Origin of the sequence: Kitasatospora aureofaciens (assembly GCF_001188955.3) — a bacterium.
GTDB classification, from domain to species: Bacteria; Actinomycetota; Actinomycetes; order Streptomycetales; family Streptomycetaceae; genus Kitasatospora; species Kitasatospora aureofaciens.
In genome coordinates this window covers 1-26,115 of the sequence record NZ_JPRF03000013.1, presented here as the reverse complement: position 1 = coordinate 26,115, position 26,115 = coordinate 1, and the positions used below count along the sequence as shown (strand labels likewise).

General features: G+C 71.1%; 22 protein-coding genes, 1 rRNA gene, 1 pseudogene and 1 riboswitch. Of the genes and pseudogenes, 13 read left to right on the top strand and 11 right to left on the bottom strand.

Features of this window, described 5'->3' with window-relative positions:
* Nucleotides 1–15 precede the first annotated feature (15 nt).
* The gene (locus tag HS99_RS06160) at nt 16–1,092 is read left to right on the top strand and encodes an aldose epimerase family protein (RefSeq protein ID WP_030281310.1); all 1,077 of its coding nucleotides are present in this window, start codon (nt 16–18) and stop codon (nt 1,090–1,092) included.
* Here HS99_RS06160 and HS99_RS06155 read toward each other — a convergent pair.
* Entirely contained in the window at nt 1,085–1,597 is a 513-nt protein-coding gene (locus HS99_RS06155) for a GNAT family N-acetyltransferase (protein ID WP_030551520.1), read from the bottom strand. The two genes, HS99_RS06160 and HS99_RS06155, sit on opposite strands and share 8 nt — an antisense overlap.
* Before the next feature lie 310 nt (nt 1,598–1,907).
* Here HS99_RS06155 and HS99_RS06150 point away from each other — a divergent pair, with 310 nt between their 5' ends.
* The 5 genes from HS99_RS06150 to HS99_RS06130 all read left to right on the top strand — a co-directional run bounded on the left by HS99_RS06150 (nt 1,908) and on the right by HS99_RS06130 (nt 8,030).
* A complete protein-coding gene (locus tag HS99_RS06150) occupies nt 1,908–3,188 on the top strand; it encodes an extracellular solute-binding protein (protein ID WP_030281315.1) in 1,281 nt (426 codons plus the stop codon).
* Nucleotides 3,189–3,267: 79 nt separating this feature from the next.
* On the top strand, nt 3,268–4,269 hold the full coding sequence (locus HS99_RS06145; RefSeq protein ID WP_030281317.1) for a carbohydrate ABC transporter permease: 1,002 nt from the start codon (nt 3,268–3,270) through the stop codon (nt 4,267–4,269).
* Nucleotides 4,270–4,308: 39 nt separating this feature from the next.
* Nucleotides 4,309–5,214, top strand: a complete 906-nt coding sequence (locus HS99_RS06140; RefSeq protein WP_030281319.1) for a sugar ABC transporter permease — start codon at nt 4,309–4,311, stop codon at nt 5,212–5,214.
* 55 nt (nt 5,215–5,269) lie between these two features.
* Nucleotides 5,270–6,985: a glycoside hydrolase family 13 protein gene (locus HS99_RS06135; protein ID WP_030551522.1), complete on the top strand. Its 1,716-nt coding sequence runs from the start codon at nt 5,270–5,272 to the stop codon at nt 6,983–6,985.
* A gap of 25 nt (nt 6,986–7,010) precedes the next feature.
* On the top strand, nt 7,011–8,030 hold the full coding sequence (locus HS99_RS06130) for a LacI family DNA-binding transcriptional regulator (protein ID WP_191093550.1): 1,020 nt from the start codon (nt 7,011–7,013) through the stop codon (nt 8,028–8,030).
* A gap of 249 nt (nt 8,031–8,279) precedes the next feature.
* Here HS99_RS06130 and HS99_RS47670 read toward each other — a convergent pair whose 3' ends face one another.
* Together HS99_RS47670 and HS99_RS06120 are read right to left on the bottom strand one after the other, a co-directional pair.
* Nucleotides 8,280–9,551 (bottom strand): transglycosylase family protein, encoded by a 1,272-nt coding sequence (locus tag HS99_RS47670; protein ID WP_050366428.1) that lies wholly within the window; start codon nt 9,549–9,551, stop codon nt 8,280–8,282.
* Between the two features lie 7 nt (nt 9,552–9,558).
* Nucleotides 9,559–9,721: riboswitch (cyclic di-AMP (ydaO/yuaA leader) on the bottom strand.
* A 461-nt stretch (nt 9,722–10,182) separates the two neighbouring features.
* Nucleotides 10,183–11,133 (bottom strand): sirohydrochlorin chelatase family protein, encoded by a 951-nt coding sequence (locus HS99_RS06120; protein ID WP_063737802.1) that lies wholly within the window; start codon nt 11,131–11,133, stop codon nt 10,183–10,185.
* Nucleotides 11,134–11,692: 559 nt separating this feature from the next.
* Between HS99_RS06120 and HS99_RS06115 the strand changes: the two genes are divergently transcribed.
* Nucleotides 11,693–11,956, top strand: a complete 264-nt coding sequence (locus HS99_RS06115) for a DUF397 domain-containing protein (protein ID WP_030281329.1) — start codon at nt 11,693–11,695, stop codon at nt 11,954–11,956.
* Nucleotides 11,957–12,272: 316 nt separating this feature from the next.
* Here HS99_RS06115 and HS99_RS06110 read toward each other — a convergent pair whose 3' ends face one another.
* Nucleotides 12,273–12,836, bottom strand: coding sequence for an ATP-binding protein (locus HS99_RS06110; RefSeq protein ID WP_232543107.1), 564 nt, complete (start codon nt 12,834–12,836; stop codon nt 12,273–12,275).
* 448 nt (nt 12,837–13,284) lie between these two features.
* On the opposite strand from HS99_RS06110, the pseudogene HS99_RS06105 reads away from it, so the two are divergent.
* Nucleotides 13,285–14,122, top strand: a pseudogene (locus tag HS99_RS06105) (Sco1979 family transcriptional regulator).
* A gap of 68 nt (nt 14,123–14,190) precedes the next feature.
* Here HS99_RS06105 and HS99_RS06100 read toward each other — a convergent pair.
* Nucleotides 14,191–14,769, bottom strand: a complete 579-nt coding sequence (locus HS99_RS06100; protein ID WP_223885907.1) for a TetR/AcrR family transcriptional regulator — start codon at nt 14,767–14,769, stop codon at nt 14,191–14,193.
* Between the two features lie 256 nt (nt 14,770–15,025).
* On the bottom strand, nt 15,026–16,540 hold the full coding sequence (locus HS99_RS06095) for an MFS transporter (RefSeq protein WP_030551530.1): 1,515 nt from the start codon (nt 16,538–16,540) through the stop codon (nt 15,026–15,028).
* Nucleotides 16,541–16,627: 87 nt separating this feature from the next.
* Here HS99_RS06095 and HS99_RS06090 point away from each other — a divergent pair, with 87 nt between their 5' ends.
* The gene (locus HS99_RS06090) at nt 16,628–17,074 is read left to right on the top strand and encodes a MarR family winged helix-turn-helix transcriptional regulator (protein WP_046386823.1); all 447 of its coding nucleotides are present in this window, start codon (nt 16,628–16,630) and stop codon (nt 17,072–17,074) included.
* Nucleotides 17,075–17,123: 49 nt separating this feature from the next.
* Here the strand turns inward: HS99_RS06090 and HS99_RS06085 are convergent, their stop codons facing one another.
* The 5 genes from HS99_RS06085 to HS99_RS06065 all read right to left on the bottom strand — a co-directional run bounded on the left by HS99_RS06085 (nt 17,124) and on the right by HS99_RS06065 (nt 21,838).
* Complete coding sequence (locus HS99_RS06085) at nt 17,124–18,071, bottom strand: M56 family metallopeptidase (protein WP_030281341.1); 948 nt, start codon at nt 18,069–18,071, stop codon at nt 17,124–17,126.
* 226 nt (nt 18,072–18,297) lie between these two features.
* Entirely contained in the window at nt 18,298–18,864 is a 567-nt protein-coding gene (locus HS99_RS06080; protein WP_030551532.1) for a DUF5134 domain-containing protein, read from the bottom strand.
* 339 nt (nt 18,865–19,203) lie between these two features.
* Nucleotides 19,204–19,962 carry an amino acid ABC transporter ATP-binding protein gene (locus HS99_RS06075; protein WP_030281345.1) on the bottom strand — a complete coding sequence of 253 codons (759 nt, stop codon included), beginning with the start codon at nt 19,960–19,962 and terminating at the stop codon, nt 19,204–19,206.
* A complete protein-coding gene (locus HS99_RS06070; protein WP_030281347.1) occupies nt 19,959–20,837 on the bottom strand; it encodes an amino acid ABC transporter permease in 879 nt (292 codons plus the stop codon). The genes HS99_RS06075 and HS99_RS06070 overlap by 4 nt, the downstream gene beginning before the upstream one ends.
* 107 nt (nt 20,838–20,944) lie before the next feature.
* Nucleotides 20,945–21,838 carry an ABC transporter substrate-binding protein gene (locus HS99_RS06065; RefSeq protein ID WP_030551534.1) on the bottom strand — a complete coding sequence of 298 codons (894 nt, stop codon included), beginning with the start codon at nt 21,836–21,838 and terminating at the stop codon, nt 20,945–20,947.
* Between the two features lie 548 nt (nt 21,839–22,386).
* Between HS99_RS06065 and HS99_RS06060 the strand changes: the two genes are divergently transcribed.
* From HS99_RS06060 to HS99_RS06045, 4 genes are all read left to right on the top strand, one after another.
* The gene (locus HS99_RS06060) at nt 22,387–23,787 is read left to right on the top strand and encodes a DUF6421 family protein (protein ID WP_030551536.1); all 1,401 of its coding nucleotides are present in this window, start codon (nt 22,387–22,389) and stop codon (nt 23,785–23,787) included.
* Entirely contained in the window at nt 23,784–24,545 is a 762-nt protein-coding gene (locus HS99_RS06055; protein ID WP_030551538.1) for an SDR family NAD(P)-dependent oxidoreductase, read from the top strand. The genes HS99_RS06060 and HS99_RS06055 overlap by 4 nt, the downstream gene beginning before the upstream one ends.
* Nucleotides 24,542–25,618, top strand: a complete 1,077-nt coding sequence (locus HS99_RS06050; protein ID WP_030281354.1) for a threonine aldolase family protein — start codon at nt 24,542–24,544, stop codon at nt 25,616–25,618. Before HS99_RS06055 ends, HS99_RS06050 begins: the two co-directional genes overlap by 4 nt.
* Nucleotides 25,619–26,048: 430 nt before the next feature.
* Nucleotides 26,049–26,115, top strand: a 16S ribosomal RNA gene (locus HS99_RS06045); the annotation flags it as partial.

Below are 26,115 nucleotides of genomic sequence, written 5' to 3'. Positions count from 1 at the left end.
AGTGAGGAGCAGGCCATGCCGAGCGAGGCCACCACGGTGCGCCGAGAACCCCTCGACCCCTCGGGTGCGGGCGCGGCGATCCAGCGCTGGACGCTGACGGCCGGTCCGTACGAGGCGAGCGTGCTCACCCTCGGTGCCACCCTGCACACCCTCAGCGGGCCGGACCGGTCCGGTCGTACGGCCCAACTGCTGCTTTCCACCGACGAGTTGGCGCAGATCCTGGGCCCCGCGCGGCACTACGGCACGGTGGTCGGCCGGTACGCCAACCGGATCGACGGTTCCAGCGTCACCATCGACGGCCAGAACCACCCGCTGGCCCCGACCGGCGGCGGGATGACCATCCACGGCGGCCCGGACGGCTTCGCTCAGCGGATGTGGGCGGCCGAGCCGGTCGAGGGCGGGGTGCTGCTGCGGCTGCACAGCCCGGACGGCGACCAGGGCTTCCCGGGCGCGCTGGACGTCACCGTCTCCTACACCCTGTCGTACGCCCCGGGGGCGGGCGGCGAGCTGGTGATCGACTACCGGGCCGTCACCAACAAGCCGACCGTCGTCAACCTGACCAACCACGCCTACTTCAACCTCGCGGGTGAGGGCAGCGGTGACGTCCTGGGCCACCTGCTCACCCTGGACGCCGACGAGTACACCCCGGCCGACGAGCGGCAGATCCCGTACGGGCGGACCGAGCCGGTGGCCGGCACGCCCTTCGACTTCACCGTGGCCACCCCGATCGGCAAGTCGCTGCACGACGACCACCCGCAGCTGGCCGGCCCGGGCGGCTACGACCACAACTGGGCGCTGCGCGCCCGCCCGGCGAGCGGCGGCCCGGCGCGGGCGGCGCTGCTGGAGGACCCGGTCAGCGGCCGCACCCTGGAGGTGCTGACCACCGAGCCGGGCCTCCAGGTCTACACGGCGAACAAGTTCCAGGGCGCGGTCACCGGAGCGAGCGGGGTCCCGTACGGGCCGTTCGCCGGGATCGCGCTGGAGACCCAGCACTTCCCGGACTCCCCGCACCACCCGGCCTTCCCGAGCACGGAGCTGCGGCCGGAGGAGGAGTTCCGCTCGACCACCGTTCTGCGGCTGGGGGTCAGCTGACCCGTCGGACGAGGTCCCGCCGCATGCAGAGCCGGGGCCAGCGGTCGAGGCCGTGCTCGGCCTCCTTGCGGCGGATCTCGCGCAGGCCGGGGGTGAGCTCGGCGTCGGCCAGCGGGCGGAATCCGCAGCGGGCGTAGTAGGGGGCGTTCCACGGGACGTCCGCGAAGGTGGTCAGGGTGAGCGCGGGGGCGTCGGTGCCCTCGGCGAGGTGCTCGATCAGCGCCCGGCCGATGCCCCGGCGCGCGTGGTCGGGGTGGACCGAGACCTGTTCGACGTGCAGTGCGCCGTCCACCGGCTCGGCCAGCAGGTAGCCGGCGACGGTTCCGTCGGGGGCCTCGGCGACCAGCGCGGTGCCGTGCTCCAGGTAGCGGGCCAGCTCCTGCGGGGCGGGGGGTTCGTCCTCGGCGATCTCCGGCATCCCGATCTCGGCGAAGGGGGCCCCGGCGGCCCGCTCCAGTTCGCCCAGCAGGGGCAGTTCGTCCTCGGTGACGGCTCTGATGCGCATCCGTCCAGTCTGCTGCAAGCGCCTTTCGGCCACCCAGGGTGGTCGCGTCGGCCACCCCGCACCGGGGTGGAAACGGACGAAGTCGGACATTGCACCGCACTGTCAACTACCGCACGGCCACGTCCAGGACACGCGGGAGTAACGATCGCCGTTTCTTGCAGAAACTTGCTGCAAGGACTTTCCGTCACTGTTGCGCCGCTGTTAACTTCCTTCCGAGCCCGACGGCAGCAACGGTGCGGTCGGCACGAGGCAGCCATTATGCGCCTGTCTCCGAACATCTCGGGCACCCCCACCCTCCCAAGGAGTTCTCATGCGGCGTGGCATCGCGGCCTCTGCCCTCGTTGTGGCCCTCGCGGTCTCGATGGCTGCCTGTGGCAGCAGTGGCGGCTCCGGCTCGGACAGCAAGGCCGACGGCCCGGTCACCCTCACGTACTGGGACACGTCGAACGCCACCAACGAGGCTCCGAACTACCAGGAACTGGCCAAGAAGTTCGAGGCGGCCAACCCGAACATCAAGGTCAACTTCGTCAACGTGCCGTTCGACCAGGCCCAGAACAAGCTGCAGACGGCCATGGGGGCCAAGGGCGCACCGGACGTGTTCCGCTCCGACGTCGGCTGGACCGCCGCCTTCGCCAAGGCCGGCTTCCTGGAGCCGCTGGACGGCACCCCGGCCGCCGCCGACACCTCCGCCTTCCAGCCCAGCCTGATCCAGCAGGCCAAGTACGACGGCAAGCTGTACGGCGTCCCGCTGGTCACCGACACCCTCGGCTTCCTCTACAACAAGGACCTGTTCGCCAAGGCCGGCATCACCGACGCCCCCAAGACCTGGGACGAGCTGAAGACCGACGCCGCCACCATCAAGGACAAGGCGGGCGTCGACGGCTTCTGGCTGAAGGCCGCCGACGGCTACTACGCGATGCCGTTCCTGTTCGGCGAGGGCACCGACACCGTCGACGCCGCCAACAAGAAGATCACCATCACCTCGCCCGAGGCCGTCAAGGGCATCGAGACCTACAAGTCGATGTTCACCTCGCCCGGCACGGCCAAGGCCGACGTCACCACCGACGCCTACGCCCACATGATGGACGCCTTCAACAGCGGCAAGGTCGCGGCGATCATCCAGGGCCCCTGGGAGATCACCAACATCTACAAGGGCTCCGCCTTCGCCGACAAGAAGAACCTCGGCATCGCCCCCGTCCCGGCCGGCTCCGGCGGCAAGGCCGGTGCCCCCACCGGCGGCCACAACATCGCCGTCTACGCAGGTGCCGACAAGGCCCACAAGGCCGCCGCCGAGAAGTTCGCCGCCTTCATGACCTCGGCCGAGAGCCAGGCCTTCATCGCGCAGAAGAACTCCACCCTGCCGACCCGCTCCGACGCCTACACCGCCGACGTCAAGGCCGACCCGGGCATCGCCGGCTTCCAGGCCATCCTCGGCAGCGCCAAGCCGCGCCCCGAACTGCCCGAGTACGGCTCGCTGTTCGACTCGCTCGGCACCAACCTGGGCAAGGCCGTCCAGGGCACCAGCACCCAGGACGCGCTGAACACCGTGGCCACGGACTACGCCAAGCTCCTGCCGGGCTTCGCCAAGTAGTCCCCGCAGCCCGGCCCGCCGACACCGGCGGGCCGGGCCGTCGGCTCCCCCGAGACTTCCCCCCGAGAAGGTGCAAACGATGTCAGTCGCCGTGCAGGGCGCCACCGGCAAGGGCAGCCGGGAGCGCGATCAGCGTCCGGGCCTGCTGGAACGCCTCAAGCGCTCCTACGCCAGGCACTGGTACGCCTACGCGATGATCGCCCCGGTCGTGCTGGTGCTCGGCGTCCTGGTGTTCTACCCGCTCGTCCAGGGCATCTGGCTGACCCTCACCGACGCCAACAGCCTCAACGTCGCCCGCCACATCGGCGTCAACGAGATCCCGGCCAGCTACCAGTACATCGGCTTCCACAACTACGCCGACATCCTCTGGGGCCCCGGCTCGTACGACCGGTTCTGGTCCCACTTCGTGTGGACCATCGCCTGGACGGTCATCTGCGTCTGCCTGCACTACACCCTCGGCCTCGGCCTCGCCGTCCTGCTCAACAAGAAGCTGCGCGGACGCGCCGCCTACCGGATGCTGCTCATCCTCCCGTGGGCCGTACCGACCTTCGTCACAGTCTTCTCCTGGCGCCTGATGCTCTCCGACGGCGGCGTCGTCAACACCGTGCTGTCGGGCCTGCACCTGCCCGAGCCCGGCTGGCTCACCGACCCGTGGGCGCAGAAGGCGGCCGCGATCCTGGTCAACACCTGGGCCGGCGTGCCGTTCATGATGATCTCGCTGCTCGGCGGCCTGCAGTCGATCCCGGCCGAGCTGTACGAGGCCGCCGAGATGGACGGCGCCACCCGCTGGCAGCAGTTCCGCCACATCACCCTGCCCGGGCTGCGCAGCGTCTCCTCCACCGTCGTGCTGCTCGGCGTGATCTGGACGTTCAACCAGTTCAACGTCATCTTCCTGCTGTTCGGCAAGGGCGCGCCCGACGCCCAGCTGCTGGTCACCTGGGCCTACCGCCTCGCCTTCGGCCAGATCCCCCAGGACTTCGCGCAGTCCGCCTCGTACGGCGTGATCCTGCTGTCCATCCTGATCGTCTTCACCGCCTTCTACCGGCGCTGGCTCGCCCGCAACGAGCAGGCCAACGGCTGAGGCCCCGGACCCAGTTGACCCACGAAGGCAGGTAACCCGATGAGCACCACCACCGAACGCCCCGCCGCCGCGGCGACCGCGGTCCCGGCCGCCCGGCCGGCCAAGTTCCGGCCGCGCGGCGAGAGCAGCCCGCTGTCCAAGGCGCTGTCCCACGGCGTCCTGATCCTGGCCAGCCTGATCGCGCTGTTCCCGGTCGGCTGGATCCTCTTCGTCTCGCTCGGACCGGACAAGACCGACTACCTCCACCCGGGCCAGATCTTCGGCAAGCTCACGCTGTCGAACTACCAGCACGTGCTGGCCGACACCGACTTCTTCACCTGGTTCGGCAACGCCCTGCTGGTCTCCGGCGTCACCACCGTGTTCGGCGTGCTGCTGGCCGCCACCACCGGCTACGCCGTCTCCCGGATGAAGTTCCCCGGGCACAAGCCGCTGATGTGGTCGCTGCTGGTCACCCAGATGTTCCCGATCGCGGTGCTGATCGTGCCGATGTACACGATGCTCTCCGAACTCGGGCTGCTGGACAGCTACACCGGCCTGATCCTGGTGTACTCGACCACCACCGTGCCGTACTGCGCCTGGCTGCTGAAGGGCTACTTCGACACCATCCCGGTGGAGATCGACGAGGCCGGCCGGGTCGACGGGCTCAGCCCCTTCGGCACCTTCTGGCGGCTGGTGCTGCCGCTCGCCCGCCCGGGCCTGGCGGTTGCCGCCTTCTACTCCTTCCTCACCTACTGGGCCGAGGTGCCGTTCGCCTCCACCTTCATGCTCAGCTCCGACAAGTACACGCTGGCCGTCGGCCTGCAGAGCTTCGTCAGCGAGCACGACGCCCAGTGGAACCTGATGGCTGCCACGGCGGTGCTGATCGCGATCCCGTCCGCGGCCTTCTTCTACCTGGTGCAGCGCCACCTGGTCACCGGCCTGACCGCCGGTGCCTCCAAGTCGTAACGCTCCCGCACCCCTCAGCGCTCCTCGCTCCTCTAGTCCCCAAGGGATTCCGTCCATGACCCAGAACCTGGCCGACACCTCCCGGCCTGCCGCCGACACCGCTCACGAGGCGGCCCCGCTGGCTCCTGTGACTGGCGGCGCGTCCAGAGGCTGGTGGCGGGACGCGGTCATCTACCAGGTGTACCCGCGCAGCTTCGCCGACTCCAACGGCGACGGCATGGGCGACCTGCCCGGCATCCGCAGCCGCCTGCCGTACCTGCGCGACCTCGGCGTGGACGCCGTCTGGCTCTCCCCCTTCTACGCCTCGCCGCAGGCCGACGCCGGGTACGACGTCGCCGACTACCGCGCCGTGGACCCGATGTTCGGCACCCTGTTGGACGCCGACGCGCTGATCCGCGACGCCCACCAGCTGGGCCTGCGGATCATCGTCGACCTCGTCCCCAACCACTCGTCGGACCAGCACGAGTGGTTCCAGCGCGCCCTGCGCGAGGGCCCCGGCTCCCCGCTGCGCGAGCGGTACCACTTCCGCCCCGGCAAGGGTGAGCAGGGCGAACTGCCGCCCAACGACTGGGAGTCCATCTTCGGCGGCCCCGCCTGGACCCGCACCGAGAACCCTGACGGCACCCCCGGCGACTGGTACCTGCACCTGTTCGCCCCGGAGCAGCCCGACTTCAACTGGGAGAACCCGGCGGTCGCCGACGAGTTCCGCTCGATCCTGCGGTTCTGGCTGGACATGGGCGTGGACGGCTTCCGCATCGACGTCGCCCACGGCCTGGTCAAGGCCCCCGGCCTGCCCGACCTCGGCGGCGCCGACCAGCTCAAGCTGCTCGGCAACGACGTCATGCCGTTCTTCGACCAGGACGGCGTGCACGAGATCTACCGCAGCTGGCGCCGGATCCTCGACGAGTACCCGGGCCAGCGGATCGGCGTCGCCGAGGCCTGGACCCCGACCGTCCAGCGCACCGCGAACTACGTCCGCCCCGACGAGCTGCACCAGGCCTTCAACTTCCAGTACCTGGGCACCGACTGGGACGCCGCCGCGCTGCGGGAGGTGATCGACCTCTCGCTCGACTCGATGCGTCCGGTCGACGCCCCCACCACCTGGGTGCTGTCCAACCACGACGTCACCCGGCACGCCACCCGCTTCGCCAACGAGCCCGGCCTCGGCACCCAGATCCGCACCCCCGGCGACCGCGAGCTCGGCCTGCGCCGCGCCCGTGCCGCCACCCTGCTGATGCTCGCGCTGCCCGGCTCCGCGTACGTCTACCAGGGCGAGGAGCTCGGCCTGCCGGACGTCACGGACCTGCCGGACGAGGTCCGCCAGGACCCGTCCTTCTTCCGCCAGGCCGGCCAGGACGGCTACCGCGACGGCTGCCGCGTCCCGATCCCGTGGTCCGGCACCGAGGCCCCGTACGGCTTCGGGCCGGTCGCGGGCGGGCCGTCCTGGCTGCCGCAGCCGGCCGAGTGGGCCGAACTGAGCGTCGAGGCGCAGACCGGCGACCCGTCCTCCACCCTGGAGCTCTACCGCAGCGCGCTGGCCGTCCGACGGGCACAGCCCGACCTCGGCGCCGGCACCGAGGTCGAGTGGCTGGACAGCCCCGAGGGCACCCTCGTCTTCCGGCGCGGCTCCTTCGCCTGCACGGTGAACACCACCGGCGAGCCGGTGCGGATCCCCGCCCCGGGCCGGCTGCTGCTCGCCTCGACCGAACTCGTGGTGGACGGCGGCGAGACGGTGCTCGCTCCGGACGCCACCGGCTGGTGGGCGGTCTGACGTGGTTGCAATAGGCTCTGGGACCGTGACTACGGCGCGACTCTCAGACATCGCGGCACAGGCGGGGGTCAGCGAAGCCACCGTCTCCCGCGTGCTCAACGGCAAGGCGAACGTCTCCGCCGCCACCAGGCAGACCGTCCTGGCGGCGCTGGACGTGCTCGGCTACGAGCGGCCGACCCGGCTGCGCCAGCGCAGTGCCGGGCTGATCGGGCTGATCACGCCGGAGCTGAGCAACCCGATCTTCCCCGCGCTGGCGCAGGTGATCGAGCAGGTGCTCAGCCGGCACGGCTTCACGCCGGTGCTGTGCACCCAGACCCCGGGCGGGTCCACCGAGGACGAACTGGTCGAGATGCTGGTCGACCGGGGCGTGGCGGGCATCGTCTTCGTCTCCGGGCTGCACGCCGACTCCACGGCCGACCACGACCGCTACGCCCGGCTGGCCGGGCGCGGGGTGCCGTTCGTGCTGATCAACGGCTTCAGCGAGAAGATCGACGCGCCGTTCATCTCGCCGGACGACCGGTCCGCGATGTGGATGGCCGTCCAGCACCTGGCCGAACTCGGGCACGAGCGGATCGGCCTGGCGGTCGGGCAGCGGCGGTACGTGCCGGTGCTGCGCAAGATCGAGGGCTTCACGGCGGCGATGCGAGAGGTGCTCGGGCTGGGGCAGGAGGAGGCGGAAGGCCTCGTCCACCACACGCTGTTCAGCGTGGAGGGCGGGCACGCGGCAGCCGGCGCGCTGCTCGACAAGGGCTGCACGGCGATCGTCTGCGGGAGCGACATGATGGCGCTCGGGGCGATCCGGGCGGTGCGGCAGCGCGGGCTGTCGGTGCCGCACGACGTGTCGGTGGTCGGCTTCGACGACTCGCCGCTGATCGCCTTCACCGAGCCGCCGTTGACCACGATCCGCCAGCCGGTCGAGGCGATGGCGACGGCGGCGGTGGACGCGCTGCTGGAGGAGGTCGGCGGGAACGCCGCCCAGCGCGGGGAGTTCATGTTCCAGCCGGAGCTGGTGATGCGGGGCTCCACGGGGGCCTGTGCGCGCTGAGCCGCGGCCGTAGGTACCAACTGACGGGCCCCGGAGGGCGGTTGCTCTCCGGGGCCCGTCGGCGTGCGCGTGCCCGGTGGTCGCGCGGTACCAGTTCGGCGGCGTCCGGGGGTTCTGGCCGCGGAGAGCAGCATCGCGTCGATCGCGCGGGTACGCCGAAGCCCCGGGGAGGAGCGCTCGGACTCTCCCCGGGGCGGTCAGCCGTCAGCCGTCAGCCGTCATCTGCCGTCTGTTCGGTGTTCGCGGCGCTCAGACCCGGCCGGCGAAGTCCGGGGCCCAGTTGGCGATGGTCTGGAGGCGGACGCCCACGCTCGGGTTGGCGGCCTCGACGTACTGGCCGCCGCCGACGTAGATGGCGACGTGGTAGACGCCGGAGTTCTGACCGTTGTTCGACCAGAAGAGCAGGTCGCCCGGCTGCAGGCTGTCCAGCGACACGTGGGTGCTGGCGGCGGCCTGGTCGGCGGCGACCCGCGGGATGTTGATGCCCGCGGCGCGCAGCGCGGCCTGGGTCAGGCCGGAGCAGTCCCAACCGCCGTTGCCGGTGCCGCCGTAGACGTACGCCTGGCCGACCTTCGACTCGGCGAAGGAGACGGCGGCGGCCATGCTGCCGGTGGCGGCCGGGGCCTTGGTCTGCGCCTGGGCGGCCGGCTTCGAGGCGGGGGCCGTGGTCCGGGCGGTCGGCTTGGCGTTCACGGCACCGCCGTTCGAGGCCTGGCCGGACTTCTGCGAGCGGTCGAACCAGGTGAAGTCCGAGCCGGACTTGGTGGCGGTGGAGGACCGGTCGGCCTGGGCAGGGGTGCCGTCACCCAGGGTCAGCTGCTGGCCCGGGTAGATGGTGTCCGGGCCCTCGGTGAGGGTGCCGCGGTTGAGCTCGTACAGGTGCTGCCAGCCGCCCTGGACGTTGTGCTTCTCGGCGATCGAGGACAGCCAGTCGCCCTCGACGACGGTGTAGTCGCCGGCCTGGGTCTGCGCCGGACGCTGCTTCGCCCAGCCGCTGGTGGCGGACTTGGCGGCGGAGGCCGAGGCGGAGTCACCGGAGGCCTGGGCGGGCGCGGACGGCACGGCGGGCTTCGCGGCCGGGGCCTGGCTCGGGGCCGGCTTGGCGGCGGGCTTGGCGGCCGTCGAGGTGTCGACGGCGGCCGCGGCGCCGCCCTGGGTCAGACCGGCCTGGACCGAACAGACCGGCCAGGCGCCGGGGCCCTGGGAGGCGAGGACCTTCTCGGCGACGGCGATCTGCTGGTCCTTGGTGGCGAGGTTGGCCTGCGGGGCGAAGGAGGTGCCGCCGAAGGCGGCCCAGGTGCTGGAGGTGAACTGCAGGCCGCCGTAGAAGCCGTTGCCGGTGTTGATGCTCCAGTTGCCGCCGCTCTCGCACTGGGCGACCTTGTCCCAGGTGGCGACGGAGGCGGCGTTGGCGGTGCCGGTGGTGAGGCAGGGAACGGTGAGGCCGACGCCCACGACGCCGAGGGCGGCGATCACGCGACGGGTACGGCTGGACAGGCGGTTGCCGTTGGAAGGCAGCATGAAGACGCGGTCCTCTCCCACGCCTGCGAGGTGAGCTGTCGGATTCGGGCTGGAGTTGCCCGGCCGCGCTGTGGCACGGCTTCACCCCTAGCCCAGGACCGTTTCCGGGAAGCGGTCCGGGGCGACTTACCTGTGGTTCCCCCGCTCCTGCCGTGATGCGTTTTCGCGCTGCCAGGACATCCGACGGCAGGACTCGGCGTCGCGGATGAACTGGGTCCGTGTGGTCACGAACGGGGAGCACGTTAAGCAGACTTAAGTTCAAACTGCAAATATCTGTGATGCGCATCACGGTTTACGGAAAAAGGCCGAATGGCTCGCATTTCATGATCGGAAATGATCGTTCATCGGCAATCCCGCGAGGAATTCCGAAAACTGGCTACGCCTCAGGAGTGATGTGACGGAGCGTTGGAGCGGGAGGGGGGCGTGCCTGTCGGATCGGGGGGTGCCGGGAATTCGAGCGCCCCTCGATGCGCCGACTATTCATCGACAAATTGCACCAGAACGGACATTGCTGGCAATGGCCGCTTAATGCCCCAGCGGGGCAATCCGAACAAGCGCGAAGGACCCGGAACACAGTCGTTCCGGGTCCTTCGGTGGTGTGGGTGGGCGCGACAGGGGGTGGGTGGGCCCGTCAGTCCTCCACGGGCCCCTCAGTGGCCGCGTGGGCGCGTCGGGAGCCCTCGCCGGCCCCCACGGTGGCGGCGGCCTCCGCCTCGGCCTCGGCCAGCTCCTCCGCCGACGGCGTCGGCAGCGCGGCGAGGTAGGTGGAGGCGATCAGCTGGCCGACCGTCGGGTACGCGCCCAGCGGCGCCGCCGACGGGCAGCCGGTCTCCTCGGCGGCCGTGGCGAGCAGCTCGGAGTCCGCCTCCGGGCCGATGACGAGCGGGGCCAGCGCCGGGCGCTGGGAGCCGGTCTCCTTGAGGTGGTTGACGGCCCCGGCGACGGAGCCGGGCACGTCGAGCGCCGCGGCGACGACCGGCACGGCCAGCCGGGCCGCCAGCAGCACGCCGGTGATGCCCGCCGCGGCGGCCGCGTCCTCACCACCGACGGTGGTCAGCACGACGCCGTCGGCGGCGGTCGCGATGGCGAACAGCCGGGCCCGGTCGGCCCGGGCCAGTCCGGCCTCGGACAGTCGCACGTGGACGGCCTCGGCGAGCAGCGGGTGCGGGCCCAGCGCGTCGGTGACGGTCGCGCCGTACTCCGCGGCGAGGGCGTGAAGCCCGGTCAGGAAGTCGTGCGGACCGGGCACCAGCGGCACCACGACGGGCGTCGGCAGTCCGGCCTCGGCGGCGGCCGCCAGCAGCTCCGCCACGGTGCGGTCCTCGGATCCGCCGTCCTCGGCGCCGTCGGCCGGGAGGTAGCCGACCGCGGCCTGGACGCCGGCGTGTTCGCTGCGGACGATCGACAGCAGCTCCTCGACGACCGAACGGGACTCGGGCCCCGCGGTCGCGGGAACGGCGAGCACCAGGGCCGGCGAGCCGGTGCGGATCTCGGGGCGCTCGGGGCGGCGGTGGCGCCCCCGCGCACGGGAGCCTGGAGTGCGGACGGGCAGTGGCGCGCCCGGGATGGCTGCGGTGCTCATGCCGGAGATCGTAGGACATCGGCCCGTCGGGCCTGCAGTCGGCTGCCGTACGGGTTTCGGGTGGTCGTGGTGCGGAGGCCGTGTCGCCGCCGCACCGGTCCGGGCGATTTGCCTACAATCCGGACATTCCTCGCGCAGTGCCCCCGCGGGCGCACACAGTTGCCCTGACGCGTCCCGAGGGGCGGCGCGTTGCATCCGGGGCGCGTGAGATGTCTCACAGCCGGGAGGTGGCCTGACGGAGGGTCACAGCGGTGCGACTCCCGGCATTCGAAGATCAACATTTAGCGGGGGGCCGCTCACGGCCGGTTATGGAAGAGCCGACGATTCCATCGGCTATGTCCGTTTACGTACCGTCAGGAGAAGGGTCCGTGAAGAGTTCGGCGCGACCGACAAAAGGCACCGTGCACCTGCAATGTCCCGTGCTGATGCACGTGCACTGCAGCTATCATCGCGTCAAGTGAGGCGTTGTGCCGGGCCGGTACGGGGCCGGTCCGTTCATTCGGCGGGTGCCGGGGGCGCCGCGCTGGACGACAACTCCGGAGCTCTTCGGGAGACTTCTATGCACGACTCGCAGAACACGCACGGCTCGAACCACACATACAACGGGATGGCCGCCGCCGACCTCAGGGGGGTGGTCTGGCAGAAGAGCCGGCACAGCAACTCCCAGGGCAACTGCGTCGAGTTCGCGGCCCTGCCGGGCGGCGACGTCGCGATGCGCAACTCGCGCTTCCCGGACGGCCCGGCGCTCATCTACACCCGGGCGGAGATCGCCGCCCTGCTGCTGGGGGCCAAGGACGGGGAGTTCGACCACCTGGCGGTCTGACCGGCCGCTGCTCCACCATCGGGGGGCCGTCGTGGGTGCTGACACCACGACGGCCTTTGTCTTTGTCCGGCCGTGTTCCCTTCCCCGTTCCGTCCGGTCCCGTGGTGGACCGTGCGGCGAGGGCCGCCGGGGGTGCCGGGGACGCTCCTGCGGGCGGCCCGCCGTCTCCGGAGCCGGAGCTGTCGGCGAGGCCGGAGTTGCCGGTGCGGGTAACCGGTGCCGGGGCTGCGGTCCGGTCCGGCACGGGGGCCTGGCTGAAGAGCTCGGGGCGTGGTCCACCCGGGTCGTCCCGCGGTCGGCCGTGCGCCGTGCGGCGCTAGGCCGAGCGCCGGTGCCGTCCACCGATTTCGACTCGTCCGCCCAGCCCGTCCAACGCGTGGCCGTCGAGCCTGCTGGCGCCGGCCGGCTCCGCCTCGAACACGGCCCAGACCACCTTGCCGCTGCCCAACGGATGCCAGCCCCAGGAGCGGCTGAACGACTCCACCAGGTGCAGTCCGCGGCCGGACTCGGCGACGAAGTCCGCCTCCCGAGCCACCGGGCCGGTGCTGCTCGGGTCGCTCACCGCGCAGACCACCTGGGGCGCGCGGTGCACCAGGCTTATTCGGATCGGCAGCCGTCCCTCCGGGGACGGTTGTGTGGGAAAGTCGTACTCGCCCGGGGCGCCGCCCGACGGGTCGGGCCGTGCGCCGACCGCATGCCGGAGCGCGTTGGTCACGAGTTCCGAGGCCACCAGCGCGACGTCGTCGAACAGCTCCATCAGGCACCAGCGCTGAAGAGCGGTCCGGGCGAAGTCGCGCGCGGTTCTCACGGCTTCGAAGCGAGGAGCGAGCGTACAGGTGACCACAAGGGGGTCAACCGCCAAAGCCGTACCGGTGCTCATGAAGAGCTCCTCCCATAAGGGGGCGGACACGGCTGGACCCGCCGGGGTCATGCCGGTCACCTCCGACTCGCTCGGCCGCTCGGCCGCCCCCTCGACCACGCGCGCGCGCACTCGAACGCCCGATGACGCGGGGGACGCCGTCGGGCCGGTGCACGGAGTCGCGCGTGGGGTCGACGCGGAGCCCGCGGGATTGCCAGGGATGTGCAGGTGCACGTGCACCATGGTGGTGTGCGCTCACTGCAGATGCAAGAGTCGATTCACGTGCAGTCGCACTATTGGCATATGCAAGCGCCGGATGCACGTGCATCCTGGTGTGCGGAGTGCAGAACTGATAGGAACATCCGTCAGTATCGGCACCGTGAGCGCTCAACTGATGGCAGACTGTGCGCTGTTTGCCCTAGGTGGAGGTTTCGACCGCATGACCACAGTTCAGCCGGGCGGCGGCTCGATGGTCCGCCGGATCCTCCTCGGCTCGCAAGCTGCGCCGCCTGCGCGAGGCGCGCGGGATCACCCGTGAGGACGCGGGCTACGCGATCCGCGCGTCCGAGTCCAAGATCAGTCGCATGGAGCTCGGCCGGGTCAGCTTCAAGGAGCGCGACGTCGCGGACCTGCTCAGCCTCTACGGCGTCGACGACGGCCTGGAGCGGGAGGCCCTGCTCGGCCTGGTCCGCGAGGCCAACAAGTCCGGCTGGTGGCACAGTTTCAACGACGTGCTGCCGGGCTGGTTCCAGACATACGTCGGTCTGGAGGAGGCCGCCCAGCTGATCCGCACCTACGAGGTGCAGTTCATCCCCGGACTGCTGCAGTCCGAGGAGTACGCGCGGGCGGTTTTCGGCCAGAGTCGGCCGGTCATCAGCGAGGAGGAGGTCGAGCGGCGGGTCAGCCTCCGCCTGCGCCGCCAGAAGCTGCTGACCGAGGGCGCCAGCCCGCGGCTGTGGGCGGTCATCGACGAGGCGGCGCTGCGCCGGCCGGTCGGCGGTCCCAAGGTGATGCGCGGTCAGGTGCAGTACCTGATCGACGTCGCCGAGCAGGCCAACGTGGTCATCCAGGTCATGCCGTTCCGCTTCGGCGCGCACGCCGGCGAGTCCGGGGCGTTCACGATCCTGCGCTTCCCGGAGCAGGACCTCGCGGACGTGGTCTACCTGGAGCAGCTCACCAGCGCGCTCTACCTGGACAAGCGGGACGATGTCGACGCATACGTCCAGGTCATGGAGCGGCTCTGCGTGGACAGCCTCACGCCCGAGCGCACGATAGACCTGCTCGCCTCGATCCTGAAGGAGCGCTGAGCGACCCCGGGCGGGGCCCGGGAGACGTTCGGTAGCAGATCGTCCTTCGAAGGCCGGCCGACCCGCCGTCAACCGCGGGTCGGCGGCCGTTCGCGTTCCGGCGGCAGCGGCTGCGGCGGGCGGCCCAACTCCCAGGCGAGGCCGTAGCGGCCGAACAGGTCGGCCCGGATCGGCGCCAACGGGACCTCCGCGCCCGGCAGCAGCACCCCGATGCAGCCGCCCATCAGCGCACTGCGCAGCACCCCGTGCTCGGCGACCGGATCCGGCGCGCCCCAGTCCTCCAGCAGGCCCTGCAGGATCGCGCCGACCTGCTGCTGCTCCGGGTCCTGGACGAAGGCGCCGGTGTCCGGGTCGAGGATCAGCGCCAGGTGGGAGCGCATCACCCGGGGGTGGTCCATGGCCAGGCCGAGGACGGTGTCGATCGCGCGGGCCAGCCTGGCCTCGGGGGAGGCGCCCGGCGGCAGTTCGGCCAGTGCGCCGGAGAGCGCCTGGTGCATCATCCGGTGCGTGGCGGACTGCATCAGCAGTCGTTTGCCGTCGAAGTAGTACGAGAGCAGGCCGCGGGCGAGTCCGGCCCGCTCGGCGATGTCGGTCAGCGTGGTGCCCGCGTAACCGCGCTGGTCAACGAGATCGATGGTGGCTCGCATGATGCGGCGACGGGAGCGTTGCCGCATCTCCTCATTGACCGAATCCCCGCGAGGTGCCATCGTGACTGCTCCGAACGTTCGTTGGCTCCGGGCCAATATACTTGCGGAGCCGGCAGCCGCACCGTGGAACCGTGCCCTTGCGGGCGCCGCCCGGGCGGCCCGTACAGAGACGGCCGGCTCCACCAACACGGGGGTTTGGTGGAGCCGGCACCGGTACCCGGCGGTCAGGGGTCGACCGTGGGTGGGGGCCAGTGGGTCAGTGCTCGGTCAGGACTTCGGTCCGGGCCACGGGCGACCCGGCAGACGGATAATCATAATCCGGCACCGACATGGGAGCTGAACTCCGGCGTCGGTCCACCAGGGCACCCACCGAGGCGACGAGCAGCCCGACCAGCGCGACCGCGGTGACCAGGACCAGGGCCGGCCGGTAGCCGTCCAACTGGGCTCGGGCACTGTCGCCGCCCGCACTCCCGGCGGTGATCATCGCCGTCGCCCCGGCCAGCACCACGGCCGTGCCGACCTGGATCGCGGTGTTCACCAGACCGGAGGCCAGTCCCTGCTCCTCGTCGGCCACTCCGTCGGTGGCGGCGATGTTCACCGAGGGGAAGGCCAGGGCGAAGCCCACGCCGAGCAGCAGCATCGACGGCAGCACCAGGACCGGGTACGAGCTGTGCTCGTCCAGGCGCAGGAACAGGGCGAAGGCGCCGGCCAGGGCCAGTAGGCCGACCGGCAGCAGCCGGGCGGTGCCGAAGCGGTCCACGATCGGGCCCATGAACGGCGCGGACAGGGCGATGAAGGCGCCGGCCGGCAGCAGTCCGAGGGCCATCTGCAGGGCCGACCAGCCGAGCAGGTGCTGCAGGTAGAGCGTGACGACGAACTGGAAGCCGCCGTACGCGCCGGTCATCGTGAAGGCGACCACGTTGGCCCGCGCCACCGAGCCCTTGCGGAAGATGCCGAGCCGGACCAGCGGGTGGGCGGTTCGGCTCTCGACCAGCAGGAACGCGGCGGCCAGCGCGGCGACCACGACCAGCGAACCGAGGGTGCGCAGGCTCAGCCAGCCGGCGCCCTGGGCCTCGGTCACGGTGAACACCAGGAGCAGGACGGTCGCGGTGCCGGTGATCGCGCCGAGCACGTCGTAGCCGCCCTCGGCGGGCTCCTCGACCGGGCGGGGGAGCAGGCGCACGGCGAGCACCACGGCGAGCAGCGCGACCGGGACGGGCATCAGGAAGGTCCAGCGCCAGCCGACCGAGGTGAGCAGGCCACTGAGCACCAGTCCGAGCGAGAAGCCGCTGGCGCCGCAGGTGGTGTAGATCGACAGCGCCCGGTTGCGGGCGGGGCCCTCGGCGAAGGTCGTGGTGATGATGGACAGACCGGCCGGGGCGGTGAAGGCGGCGCCGACGCCCTTGAGGAAGCGGGCCGCGATCAGCAGGCCGCCGTCGTTGACCAGGCCGCCGACCAGCGAGGCGGCGGCGAAGGCGCTGAGGGCGACCAGGAAGACCCGGCGGCGGCCGAGCAGGTCGGCGGCGCGTCCGCCGAGCAGCAGCAGGCCGCCGTAGCCGAGCACGTAGCCGGAGACCACCCACTGCAGGGTGGAGGTCGAGAGGTGCAGTTCGGAGCCGATGGAGGGGAGGGCCACGCCCACCATCGAGACGTCCAGGGCGTCCAGGAACATGGCGGCGCAGAGCACGACGAGGGTGCCCCAGAGGCGGGGTGTCCAGTGCAGGCCGCTGGTTGACGGGGCGTCGGGTGACGTGACGGTCGCGGTGGTCATGGGAAGGAGAGTACATGCACACGCATTCAATGCACATGAATAAGATGTGAACGCATAAGTTTACGATGCACGTGCTAGTCTGGCGGCGTGGCTGAACTCGACTCCCTCGAAGCCTCGGCGGAGGCCGGTCTCATCGCGGAATGGCGCGAGCTGCTGGCCCGCCATGCCGCGGCCGTCTGCGCGCTCGACCGTGAGCTCGGCGAGAAGTACGGGCTGGGCATGAGCGAGTTCGAGGTGCTGGAACGGCTGGTGGAGGGGTGTGAGGCCGAGGCCCGGCACGCCCTGCGGGCGAGCGAGCTGGCATCCATCGTCCATCTGAGCCAGAGCGCGCTGTCCCGGCTGATCGCCCGCCTGGAGAAGGCCGGACTGGTGACCCGGGAGATGTGTCCGAGCGACCGGCGGGGGATCATGATCGCCCTGACCGAGGCCGGGCGGGAGCGCTACGAGCAGGCCCGGCCGCTCCACCGTGCGGTGCTCGGGCTGACGCTCGGCGGGCGGTTCGCTCCGCTCTGCGGGGATCCGGCGAGCGGCTGACTTCGGCTCAACCGCTATGCCGCTGTTGCTGGTTGAACCGTGACATTCGTCAGAGGAGCGAGTGGAGCCCCGGGGCGACGGCCAGCAGGACGGCCCCGACGGGTGCGGCCAGGGCGACGGCGGTGAGTCGCAGCCGCTGCGGGACGGACAGCCGGGGGCGCCCCGCGAGCAGTCGGTCCACCCGCTTCGGGGACTGCGCCAGGCCGGGCGGACAGGAGCCGAACACCCCGCGGTCCAGGTTGAGTTCAGCCAGCGCGAGGGCGGTGGTGTGCCGGCCGTGTCGGCGGGCGGCCCGGTCGTCGGCGGCCAGCTCGACCAGCTCCGCCACCTGGTCCCGGAAGGCGCGGAAGACGCCGATGCCGGGAAAACCGGAGGCGAGTGCCTGGGCGAACTGCTGGAGCCAGTGGTGCCGGGCCCGGACGTGTCCTCGCTCGTGGCTCAGCACGGCCGCCAACTCCCGGTCGGTGAGCTGCTGGAGGGCGCCGGTGGTGACCACCAGACGGGAGTTCGGGCCGGGCAGCGACCAGGCCTCGGGGCGGACGTTCTCCAGCACCACCAGCCGCTCCCGGCGGCTCCGGGCGGACTCGATCGCCTCGGGCAACTCGGGCGCCCGGGTCGCCAGTTGGGCGTGCCGGCGGTTGCGCAGAGCCTTGGCCGTACGGACCTCGCGGGTGAGTGCCCGCACCGTCTGGAGCGCGCCCGCCGCCAGGACCGCGGCGCACAGCCGGCCCCAGCCCTCGGCGTCCTGGAGACCGTAGGCGTCCTCCACGCCGTGCGGGGCGCCGGAGAACACCCAGGCGCGCAGCTCGGGCTCGGCGGCGGAGGCGGCGAGGAGCAGGCCCAGTGCGCAGCACAGCAGGACGGCCACCACGATGCACTGCCACACCAGCAGGGCCAGTACCGGTTCGCGCTCCACCCAGCGGGCCCGGGCCAGCAGCCGGGGCACCACGGTGGAGAGCAGCAGGCCGAGCAGCAGCAGGCCGATCAGGGCAGTCATCGCATGGGCTCCCCGAGTACGCACGGAACGCGACAACGCGCTCCCTGCCAACCTATGCGCTGGCGGCGTCCGGTGGAACGGCTTTCGACCGGCCAGTGACCAACGCCACGCGGGGGAGCGGGCTTTGGTGGGCCCCGGCGGGGCTTCGGTGGTCGTGGGGGAGTGGCCGGGGTGGGGTGCGGGCGTGGGCGTAGCGGGGGTGCGGGCGGGGCCCGTACCGGAGGGGCTACATCGTCAGGAGCATGGCGAACATGCCGATGCCCATGGTCAGTCGGCAGGCCCGGGGCAGACCGGTGGTGCCGAGCACGAGGGTGCCGGCCGGGGTCCGCAGCAGCCGGGCACCGGCCCACAGGGAGTAGCCGCCGAAGTAGAGCAGCAGGGTACCCGTCAGTAGAGGGGTACCGAGGGCGGTGGCGTGGTGGTGTCCGCCGGGGGAGGCGGTCATCGCGAGGGCCATGTACGTCATGGCGAGCGCGCCGACCGCGTGGTGCAGCCGGTGCGCCCGGCCGGCGGGCGCGTGCAGGGCGGCGAGCAGGAAGGCGGCGGCCGGGAGGCCGAACAGACAGGCCCAGACGGCGGCCGGGACGGTGGCGCCGGTGACGGCCATCGCCGCCATGCCGAGCCCCATCAGGGCTTCCGCGGCGTCCGATTCACGGGCAAGTGGCGGGTTGGTCGGGCCGGTGCCCGGGGCGGCGGTGGCGCAGGGGGCGTGCCGCAGGCGGGTCAGGCAGTAGGCGCCGGCGGTGGCGGTGAGGAGGGCGAGGAGCCAGTTGACCAGGGTGGGTCCGTGCAACGGCGGCCTCCCGGGGGTGGCGGGCGGCGAACGACGGGCGGCTAACAGCTGACAGAAGACAGATGACAGATAACAGAGAACAGAAATTGAAATCCGTCATCTGTCAGCTGTCAGCTGTGCGCCGTCCTCCGTTCCCCCGTCGTCCCTCCGCCACGGCGACGATCGTCCCCTCCACGATCACCGCTACGCCCCTGCCGCGGCCAGGGCGCGTGCAGGGGCGCACAGTGGTGACCGCCGTGGTGCGGCCCACCTCGCACCACCCGCCGGTGAGCTGTGAGCCGTGAGCCGTGAGCGTGAGCCGTGCATCGTGAGCGGTCAATCGAGAACAGGGGACGCCGCTCAGCCCTGGAGCCGCCCGGAGGCCACGACCCGGCTGAGGAACTGCCGGGTCCGCTCCTCCTGCGGATCGCCGAAGACCTGCTCCGGCGGTCCCTGTTCGAGCACCACCCCGCCGTCCAGGAAGCAGACCCGGTCGGCGACCTCGCGGGCGAAGCCCATCTCATGGGTGGAGAGGACCATCGTCATCCCCTGCTCCTTGAGGTCCCGCACGACCATCAGCACCTCCCCGACCAGCACCGGGTCGAGCGCCGCCGTGATCTCGTCGAGCAGCAGCAGGCGGGGCCCGGTCGCCAGCGCGCGCACGATGGCGACGCGCTGCTGTTGCCCGCCGGAGAGCCGGTCCGGGTACTCCTTGGCCTTGGCCGCCAGCCCGAGCCGGTCCAACAGTTCCAGCGCCCTGGCCTCGGCCTCCGCCCGTCCGACGCCGTGCACCCGGCGCGGCGCGAGCGTGATGTTCTCCAGCACCGTCATGTGCGGGAACAGGTTGTACGACTGGAACACCACCCCGATCCGGCGCCGCACGGCGTCCACGTCCGCGCGCGGGTCGGTGATCTCCGAGCCGTCCAGGAAGATCGCCCCGTCGTCGATCCCCTCCAGCAGGTTGACGCACCGCATCAGCGTGGACTTCCCGGAGCCGGACGCCCCGATCAGCGCCGTCACCGAGTGCTCGGGCACGGCGAGGTCCACGTCGCGCAGCACCACCTGGCTGCCGAAGGTCTTGCGCACCGACTCCAGCCGGAGCACGTCGGTCCCGCTCACACCGCACCTCCCTGCAGCTGCCGACGGTTCATCCGCCCGGTCAGCCAGTCGGCGAACCGGGTCAGCGGAATGGTCAGCACGATGAACACCAGCCCCGCCAGCAGGTACGGCGTGAAGTTGAAGGAGTGCGCCGCGATGATCTTCGCCGCGTACACCGCGTCGATCGCGCCGCCGATCGAGACGAGCCCGGTGTCCTTCTGCAGGCTCACCAGGTTGTTGATCAGCGGCGGCACCACCCGCCGGACCGCCTGCGGCAGCACCACGTACCTCATCGCCTGGGCGTTGGTCAGCCCCAGCGACCGCGCCGCCGCCCGCTGGCTCGGGTGCACCGACTCGATGCCCGAGCGGAACACCTCCGACACGTACGCCGAGTACGTCAGCACCAGCGCCGCCCCGCCGAGCAGCAGCGGATCGGTGGTCACCCCGGTGAGCCGCAGCGCCGGCACCCCGGTGATCATCACCAGCAGGCAGATGATCATCGGCAGCCCGAGGAAGAAGTCCACGTAGGCGGTGGCCAGCAGCCGCACCGGCAGGAACACCGGCCCGCGCAGCGTCCGCAGTACCGCGAGCAGCAGCCCGAACACCAGGATCAGCACCCCGCAGCCGAGCATCAGCTCCAGGTTGAGCCGCAGCCCCCGCAGAACCTCGGGCAGTGCCTGGCGGGCGTAGTCCAGGTTGAAGAAGGTCCGCCGGGTCACCTCCCAGCCGGGGGAGTTGACGACCAGCAGGTACAGCGCGACCGCCGTCAGCACGGTCGAGGCGGTGGCGATCAGCGCCGAGCGGCGGGCGCGGGAGCGCCGGTACGCCTCGTGTGCCAACCGCCGCTCGGACGGGCGGTACCCGTCCTGCTCCGCCCGAGTCGCGAAGGCCTCCACCCCCGTGGGCTCGGTCGCCCCCGTCGGGTCCTTCGCGCGCTTCGGGCCCTCCGGCCCCACCGGCTCCTTCGCGACCTCGACCGGCCCGGCCGCGCCCGCCTCCCCGGTCACTTCAGCACCGGTGCCGAGACGGCGTCCGACAGCCACTGCTTCTCCAGCTTCTCCAGCGTCCCGTCCGCGCGCAGCGCGTCCACCGCCCCGGACACGCACGACGTCAGCCGGGAGCCCTTGTCCAGCACCAGGCCGAACTGCTCGCCCTGCGCGGCCGATTCGAACTGCCCCACCACCTGAGCCTCCGGCACCTCGGCGCCGGTGATGTAGAAGGCCGTCGGCAGGTCGACCACGAGCGCCTCGACCTGACCGTTCTTCAGCGCAGCCTTCGCCAGGTCGTTGGAGTCGAACACGGCCGGCTGTCCGCTGGGCTTGATGGCGTTGGTGATGGTGTCCAGGCTCGTGCTGCCGATCTGCGCGCCGAGCTTGGCGTCCTTGAGGTCGGCGATGCTCTTCGCACCCGCGGCCTTGGAGCCCTTCAGCGCGATGACGGCCTGGCGCACGGAGTAGTAACCGGAGGAGAAGTCCACTGCCTGCCGGCGCTCGTCGCTGATGGACACCTGGTTGATGTCGAAGTCGAAGTCCTTGGCCCCCGGCGCGGTGGCCTTGCCGAACGGCGCGACCACCCAGCCGACCTTGTCCTTCGGGTATCCCAGCTTCTCCGCCACGGCGTACGCCACCGCCGACTCGAAGCCCTTGCCGTTCGCCGGCTCGTCCCCGGAGAACCACGGGTCGTACGCCGGCTTGTCGGTGCCGATGGTCAGCTTTCCGGCGGTCCGCGTGGCCAGTGCGCCCGGCGCGCAGCCCGCCGCGGTACGGGCCGACCCCGAGGCGCCGGACGCGGCGGCCCCGTCGGACTTGGCGTCCTGCGGCGCGCACCCCGTGAGCGCGGCGGCGGCCACCACCAGCGCGGCGAGGGGCAGGACGGCGGACGGCTTGCGCAGGCTCATGGCAGGACTCCAGGGAAGGGCCGGACGGGTAACGGGGAGGGGCCGGGCAGGCGGCGACGGCACGGGCCGGACGGGCCGCTTCCCGGCGGGTCACTTCCCCCGGTGGCGGCGCCGGAACACACACGGCATGGTCGGCGTACGGGCCCGCGTCCGCGGCGCCCCGAGCCGGATCAGCGGCAGCCGGTGAGCCGCGGCCGGGTCGAGGGCCGCGGCGGTCGGGTCAACGACAGCGGCGACAGCGGCCGTGCGGGCGGCAGCGGCAACGACAACAGGCCTGCTGACGGGAGGGCACCCGGAGCGGGCTGTCGTGGCGCTCGGCCACCGTGATCACCGTCGGGAGCATGCGGGGAGGTTCGCATCAGACCCGCGCATCTGTCCAGAGCATCCAGGACACCGTCCACATGTCGGACAAGCGCTGTTCCGACGCAGGTTTTGGGGCCGGAACGGCGGCACGCCGGATGTTTGTCGGTCCAGACCCCCTTGAACGGGAGAACCTTTCGTACTTATGGTGTCCTCGTTGAAATAACTCCTGTCGAAGTGAGTCCACGATGCAGAATCTTTCGCCAAGGCTCGCAGCGGCGGCCGACGCCCCGGTCTCGACCCTCGCCGCCCACCCGGCGTGGCTGCGCCTGAAGGAGGCCGTCGAGAGGCTGCGCCCGCTGCAGTCCAAGGACGGCTCGATCGACCTGTCCGCCGTCCAGCGGCAGACCGTCGACCCGCTGGTCGCCACCGTCCGGGCCTCCGTCGAGGAGCTCGCCCCGAACTTCCCGCACGACGCCGCCTACCTGGCCGCCGTCGACGCAGACCTCGCCAAGTGGGCCGACACCGGCTACCGCGAGCCCGACTTCCTGGACTCCCTGCTCGCCTTCCAGCCCGCCGAGCAGCGGGAGGACGGTCTGGAGCACCTGGTCGTCTTCCCGATGTACACCCAGAACGGCAACCCGGACCGCAACCTCGAAGCGGTCCTGCTGAGCGTGGTGTGGCCCGAGTGGCTGGACGAGCTGGAGCGCACCCGCTTCGACAACCCGATGTTCGTGCCGATCACCTTCACGGACTTCACGGCGGGCTACGACACCAACTCCGCCGTCCTCTTCCCCGAGACGGTCGCCGTGCGCAAGGCGCCGGAACGTTTCACCTGGGGCGGCATCTTCTGCGACCGCGAGGCCGCCCGCTTCCGCGCGGTCTCCACCAGCGCCATCGACCAGCTCGGCCTGGAGATCCCGGCCGACGCCGAGGGCCTGCTCAAGGACCAGCACCGCGCGCAGGAGACCTTCGTCCTGTGGGACCTCGTCCACGACCGCACCCACAGCCACGGCGACCTGCCGTTCGACCCCTTCATGATCAAGCAGCGCAGCCCGTTCTGGATGTACGGCCTGGAGGAGCTCCGCTGCGACCTCACCACCTTCAAGGAGGCGGTGAAGCTGGAGGCCGAGGGCAACCCGCACGCCCGCGACGTCCAGTACGCGATCCTCTTCGACCGCCTGTTCCGGTTCCCGGTCAGCGGCGACCGCGTCCGCAACTACGACGGCCTCGGCGGCCAGCTGCTCTTCGCGTACCTGCACAAGCACGACGCCCTGCGCTGGCGCGACAACCGCCTGACCATCGACTGGGACCGCGCCCCGCAGGTCACCAACGCGCTCTGCGGCGAGATCGAGACCCTGTACCGCGACGGCATCGACCGGCCCAAGCCGGCTCACTGGATCGCCGCCTACGAGCTGGTCTCCCGCTACCTCACCCCGCATCCGGCCTCCACCTGGGCCAAGGGCCCGGAGGCACTCCCGCTCGACATCACCGACGGCAAGGCCCTGAACAAGGCGCTGTGCGACGCCGTGCTCCCGGACGAGTTCCCGCTGAGCATGTTCTACGAGGCCCTGTCCAAGAAGCTCCGCGGCGTCATCGCCGCCACCGCCGGCATCACCGGCGCCGGTATCCAGGGAGTCGCCGCGTGACCACCACCACCCCCTCCACCAAGCTGGCCGGCAAGGTCATCGCCGTCGCCGGAGCCAGCGGCCCGGCCGGCCAGGCGGTGCTGCGCCGCCTCACCGCCGACGGCGCGACCGTGATCGGCGCCGACATCGACGCCCAGCGCCTGGAGTCCGCCCTGGACGCCACCCGCGTCGCGGTGCGCGGAGCCAAGGTGAGCGGCCAGGTGATCGACCTGCTCGACCCGCAGGAGGTCCACGACTGGGCCGACCACCTGGAGGCGGAGCACGGCCACGTCGACGGCCTGTTCCACCTGGTCGGCGGCTGGCGCGGCAGCAAGACCTTCTTCGACACCCGCCTGGACGACTGGGACTTCCTGCACGACACCGTCGTGCGCACCCTCCAGCACACCTCGCTGGCCTTCCAGCCCGCGCTGGTCCGCAGCCTGGCCGGCCGCTACGCCATGGTCTCCGCCTCGGCCGCGCACAAGCCCACCGCCGGCGGCGCCGCCTACGCGGCCGCCAAGGCCGCCACCGAGGCCTGGACCCTCGCCATGGCCGACTCCTTCAAGAAGGAGACCACCTCCCCGGACGGCGAGCCCACGGCGGCGGCTGCGATCCTGGTCATCAAGGCGCTGGTCAGCCCCGAGATGCGGGCCGAGAAGCCGGAGGCGAAGTTCGCCGGCTTCACCGACACCGCCGACCTCGCCGGACACCTGGCGGACCTCTGGGACCGCCCCGCAGCAGAACTGAACGGACAGCACCTGTGGCTGACAGCCCGATGACCGACCTCACCCGTACGGACGCGGTACGGCGGCACGACCCCGCCGTCCGCGGCTTCGCCAGCGACAACTACGCCGGCGTGCACCCCGAGGTCCTCGCCGCGATCACCCTGGCCAACGGAGGCCACCAGATCTCCTACGGCGAGGACGACTACACGGCGCACCTCCAGGACGTCTTCCGCCGCCACTTCGGCGACAAGGCCGAGGCCTACCCGGTGTTCAACGGCACCGGCGCCAACGTGGTCGCCCTCCAGGCGCTGCTGCCCCGCTGGGGCGCCGTGGTCTGCGCCGACACCGCCCACATCCACGTGGACGAGGGCGGCGCCCCGGAGAAGATGGGCGGCATCAAGCTGCACACCGTCTCCACCCCGGACGGCAAGCTCACCCCCGAGCTGCTCGACCGCCAGGCCTTCGGCTTCGGTGACGAGCACCGCGCGCAGCCGCTCGCGGTCTCCATCACCCAGAGCACCGAGCTCGGCACCCTCTACACGATCGACGAGATCCGCGCGGTCGTCGATCACGCTCACCAGCTCGGCATGCTGGTCCACATGGACGGCTCGCGACTGGCGAACGCGGCCGCCTCGCTCGGCCAGCCGATGCGGGCCTTCACGACGGACCTCGGCGTCGACGTGCTGTCCTTCGGCGGCACGAAGAACGGCCTGCTGCTCGGCGAGGTCGTGGTGGTGCTCAACCCGGAGCGGGTGCGCAACATCAAGTACCTGCGCAAGACCTCGATGCAGCTCGCGTCGAAGATGCGCTTCGTCTCCGTCCAGTTCGAGGCCCTGCTCGCGGGGGACCTCTACCTGCGCAACGCCGGCCACGCCAACGCGATGGCCAGCCGGCTGGAGGCGGCGGTCCGGAAGATCGACGGCGTCGAGGTCGTCCGCCCGGTCCAGGCCAACGCGGTGTTCGCGATCCTCCCGCGCGAGGTGAGCGAGCGGCTGCAGAAGCGTTACCGCTTCTACTTCTGGAACGAGCACACCGGTGAGGTGCGCTGGATGTGTTCGTACGACACCACGGAGGCCGACATCGACGCCTTCGCGGCGGCCATCGCCGAGGAGATGGGCCGCGCCTGACGCTGTTCCACCAGCCGATCGTCCCGTCCTGCGCCAGCAGGGCGGGACGATTTGCATGTGGCGGGTCGGTACCCGTACAGTTCCGGAGTCGCCGCGGGAGACCGGGGTGCCAAAGCGGAAAAGCGAATCCGATGAATGAAACTCCGGAAAACGGAGCGGAAAACATCTGGTAAGCTGGAAACACGAAAGAACGAAGCGCCCGGAGGGCTCGCTGGAAGGCGGCCTGAAGGAAGCGTCCGTTCCTTGAGAACTCAACAGCGTGCCAAAAGTCAACGCCAGATATGTTGACATCCCCGGCCTCGGTCATTGCGATTGGGGTTGGAGATTCCTTTTGAAACAAACACTAGCGAGGACGCAGTGCGCGGGATCACCCTATTCCGGTGGTTGCCGTGCCGCTCAACGCGGGTGTGGACCCGATTACGGGTAAACATTCACGGAGAGTTTGATCCTGGCTCAGGACGAACGCTGGCGGCGTGCTTAACACATGCAAGTCGAAC